The sequence below is a fragment of the Streptomyces sp. NPDC031274 genome, assembly GCF_055570235.1.
Genome location: NZ_JBVIHP010000067.1, coordinates 1 through 4,583, shown reverse-complemented (window position 1 = coordinate 4,583; position 4,583 = coordinate 1). Strand labels below are relative to the sequence as shown.

General features: G+C 72.4%; 1 protein-coding gene. It reads right to left on the bottom strand.

All coding sequences use genetic code 11. The features are described from left to right. Positions 1 to 4,583: type I polyketide synthase (locus ACZ5CR_RS43420; RefSeq protein ID WP_468868698.1), on the bottom strand; the 4,583-nt coding region annotated here is incomplete at both ends.

The following is a 4,583-nucleotide window of genomic DNA, read 5'->3' as shown; positions in this document are numbered from 1 at the left end:
CCCACGACCACACCCGCCGCAGCCGAGTCACCCTCGGCCAACCGCTCAAGCCCGGAAAGCAACGCCTCACGGTCGCCACCGAGCACCACACCCCGATGCTCGAACCGCGACCGCGCGACTGCGAGCGACCAGCCGACCTCGGCCACCGCCAACTCGGCGTCGGAAAGGAGCAGTTCACGAATCTGAGCGGCCTGGGCCGCCAGCGCGCCCGCCGTCTTCGCGGAGAGGGCGAGCAGCACCACACCGGGTATCACAGGAGAAGGCTCACCCTCACCGGCCGGTTCCGCAGGCGCCTTGATCTCCGGAGCCTGCTCCACGATCACGTGCGCATTGGTACCGCTCATTCCGAACGACGACACACCCGCCCTGCGCGGAGATTCACCTCGCTGCGGCCAGCACCGTGTCTCCGTCAGGAGCTCGACGGCCCCTGCGTCCCAGTCCACTTCGGTCGACCTGTGCTCGGCATGCAGGGTCTGCGGCAGCACGCCTTCGCGCATCGCCATGACCATCTTGATCACACCGGCGACACCGGCCGCGGCCTGTGCGTGGCCGATGTTGGACTTCACCGATCCCAGCCACAGCGGATCCCGGCCCTCCGGCCGGTTCTGGCCGTACGTGGCGAGCAGTGCCTGTGCCTCGATGGGGTCGCCGAGGGGCGTGCCGGTGCCGTGGGCCTCGACGGCGTCCACGTCGGTGCCGGTGAGGCCCGCTTCGGTGAGGGCGGCGCGGATGACACGCTGCTGGGAGGGACCGTTGGGCGCGGTGAGGCCGTTGCTCGCGCCGTCCTGGTTGACGGCGGAGCCACGGACGACCGCGAGAACCTTGTGGCCATTGCGGCGCGCGTCGGAGAGGCGCTCCAGGACGAGCATGCCCACGCCCTCGCCGACACCGAATCCATCGGCGTCCTCGGCGAACGGCTTGCAGCGCCCGTCGGCCGCGAGGCCGCGCTGGCGGCTGAAGGCGACGAGCGTGTCGGGGGTGGCCATGACTGTGGCGCCGCCCGCGAGGGCCAAATCGCACTCGCCCCGGCGCAACGCGTGCGCGGCCAGATGGAGGGCGACGAGGGAGGACGAGCAGGCCGTGTCGACCGTGACCGCCGGGCCTTCCAGGCCGAAGGAGTACGAGAGGCGGCCGGAAATGACGCTCGTCGAGTTGCCCGTCATGAGGTGGCCTTCGAGGCCCTCCGGGATCTCCCGGATGCTCTCTCCGTATCCCTGCGACGAGGCACCCACGAAGACGCCGCCCGCGCTGCCCCGCAGGCTCGCCGGGTCGATGCCCACCCGCTCGAAGGCCTCCCAGGATGTCTCCAGGAGGAGCCGCTGCTGCGGATCCATGGCGAGCGCCTCACGCGGCGAAATCCCGAAGAACGCGGCGTCGAACTCACCCGCCTCGTGCAGGAAGCCACCGCCACGCGAGTATGTGGTGCCCTGATGGTCAGGATCGGGGTCGTACAGGGATCCGGTGTCCCAGCCGCGCCCCTCTGGCAGTCCGGAGGTGACGTCGGCGCCGTCCCTGACCAGCCGCCATAGGGCTTCGGGGCCGTCGATGCCGCCCGGGAAGCGGCAACTCATCGCGACGACGGCGATCGGCTCGTCCTGGACTTCGGCCCGGGTGGCGGGGCCGGTCAGGGCCGCCGAGAGACCGCTGCCTGTACCGGTGGCGCCCAGTTCGGACATGAGGTGCCGGGCGAGTGCGAGCGGACTAGCGTAGTCGAAGACGAGGGTGGCGGGCAGGCGGAGGCCGCTCGACTCGTTGAGCCGGTTGCGCAGTTCGACGGCGGTGAGCGAGTCGAAGCCGAGGTCGCGGAAGGCCCGGTCGGCGTCCACTTCGTCACCGGACGCGTGGCCGAGCACAGCGGCGGCGAGACCCCGCACGTGGTCGAGCACGGCGCGCTCGCGCTCGCTCTCCGGCACGCCGTCGAGCCTGCGTACGAGGGACGGGGCCTGGCCCTCGGCACGGGCGCCGGACCCGGCGGCGGTGCGCCGTGCGGGGTGGCCCTGGGGCAGTCCTTGGACGAGTCCGCTCAGAAGCGGCTGGAGGTTCGGTCCGTGAGTGGCGCGCAGCGCTGCCGGGTCCAGCCGCACAGGCACGAGAGCGGCGGCGGGGTGGCCCAGCGCGGCGTCGAGGAGGGCGAGGCCCTGCTCTGTGGTGAGCGGCGCGATGCCCGACCGGGTCATGCGGTCCAGGTCGGCGGCGCTGATCTGACCGGCCATGCCGCCGCGTTCGGCCCACAGACCCCAGGCAAGGGATGTCGCCGGGAGCCCTTGGGCACGACGGTGCTGCGCGAAGGCGTCGAGGAAGGTGTTGCCCGCCGCGTAGTTGCCCTGTCCTGCGCCGCCGAGGACGCCTGCGACGGAGGAGAAGAGGACGAACGCAGCCAGGTCGAGGCCGGCTTCCCGGGTCAGCTCGTGGAGGTGGACGGCCGCGTCGGCCTTGGGCCGCAGGACCCGGTCGAGCTGCTCCGTGGTGAGCGAGGAGATGATGCCGTCGTCGAAGACGCCCGCCGTGTGGAAGACCGCCGTGAGCGGGTGCGCGGCGGGTATCCGTGCAAGCGCCGCCGCGAGGGAATCCCGGTCGGCGGTGTCGCACGCGACGACGTCGATCTCGGCGCCCAGCTCTCCCAGATCGACGGCCAGTTCACCGGCTCCGGTCGCTTCCTGGCCGCGGCGGCCGAGGAACAGCAGGTGACGGATGCCGTGTGCGGCAACGACGTGGCGGGCGACGAGACCGCCAAGGCCACCGGGGGCGCCGGTGACGAGAACAGTGCCGTTCGGGTCGAGCGAGGCAGAAGCGGTGGAATCGGGGCCTTCGGTGGCCTCGGCGATGATCTCGCCGAGGTCACGGGTGAGGCGGGGGGCGAGCGCGGCACCGGCGCGGATCGCGAACTCCGGCTCCTCAAGGGCGTACGCGAGGGGCAGCGCACGCAGCGACTCTGTGTTCTCGTCCACGTCGGCGATGACGAACCGGCCGGGCTCTTCGGACTGCGCCGAGCGGAGCAGTCCGAAAACGGCCGCGTCCGCGAATCCCGCCACCGGCTCATCGGGGGACACGGCCACGGCACCACGGGTCAGGAAGAGCAGCCGCGAGGACACGAACCGCTCGTCTGCCAGCCAGTCCTGGACGAGGGAGAGGGCGTGACCGGCGGAGGCATGAACGGCGGACACGTACGCGCCGGGCGCAGTGGGGATAGTGGGGTTGGTTGTTGGGTTGGTGGGGTCGGTGAGCCCAGCGGGCTCTGTGAATACCGTGGGCTCTGTGAATCCGGTGGGCGACGTCGCGACGACGACGGCAGGCAGCGGGGCGGTGCCCGCGTCCACGGCGCGCGTCAGCTCCGCGAGGGTGGGGTAGTACGCGGCTTCCGCCGTGCCTTGCTCGCCGACGAGGCGGCACACTTCGCCGCCGTACGCGGGGTCGGCTCCGACGACAGCCCAGGCGGCGGCGACATCGGCTGCCGGACTCGTGCTGGCGGGCATCTCGACCCAGTTGACCCGGTAGAGGTGCTCCGTGCGGGCGCGCCGGCCGGCGTCCGCACGGGCCTGCGCCGCGTCGACGGCGCGGGACACCAGGCCGCCGACCTCCGCCACTGGGGCGCCGGTCTCGTCGGCGAGCAGCACGGAGACCGCGCCGCCCGCGCGCTGGGAGAGGTGAACGCGCAGGGTCGTGGCACCGGTGGCGTGGAGGGTGACATCGCTCCAGGAGAAGGGAAGCGTGGGGCCGCTCTCACCGTCCGTGCCGCCCTCGTCGCCGTGCTCGCCGCTGTCCTGCCGCTGTGCAAGGTGTGCCGCCTGGAGTGCGGCGTCGAGGAGCACCGGGTGCAGCCCGAAGCGAGCCGCCTCCTCGCGCTGTGCCTCGGGAAGACGCACCTCGGCGAACACGTCGTCGCCGCGCCGCCACGCCGAGGCCAGGCCCAGGAACGCCGGGCCGTACCGGACGTCTGCTGCTGCGAACTCCTCATACAGGGCGGCCAGTTCTGTGCCGTCGACGGGCGCCGCGTCACGGGGCGGCCACTCCGCCAGGTCGAAGGGGGCGGACTCGGTGTCCGCCGTCGTGAGGACCCCGGTGGCGTGTCGGGTCCACGGCTCGGCCGCGCCGACGCCGTCGGTCCCGCCTTCCGTGCGGGAGTGGAACGTCAGGGAGCGCCGCCCCGAGGCGTCGGCGGAGCCCACGGTCAGCTGCAACTGCACACCGCCCACTGCCGGCACGACCAGCGGGGACTCCATGGTGAGCTCCTCCACCAGGGAGCAGCCGACCTGATCACCCGCGCGTACCGCGAGCTCGACGAACGCGGTGGCGGGCAGCAGCACGACGCCCGCCACAGTGTGATCCGCCAGCCACGGGTGCGTGCGCAGCGAAAGGCGCCCGGTGAGCAGATGCCCGTCCCCGTCCGCGAGCGGCACCGCGGCCCCCAGCAGCGGATGCCCGGCGTCGTCGAGTCCGGCTGCCGTGACGTCACCCGGGGCGCTGGACGCCTGAAGCCAGTAGTACTGACGTTGGAAGGGGTAGGTGGGGAGGTCGACCGTGGTCCGGTCGGTGCCGGGGAAGAGTGCCTGCCAGTCGAGTTCGGCGCCGTGGACGTGCGCCTC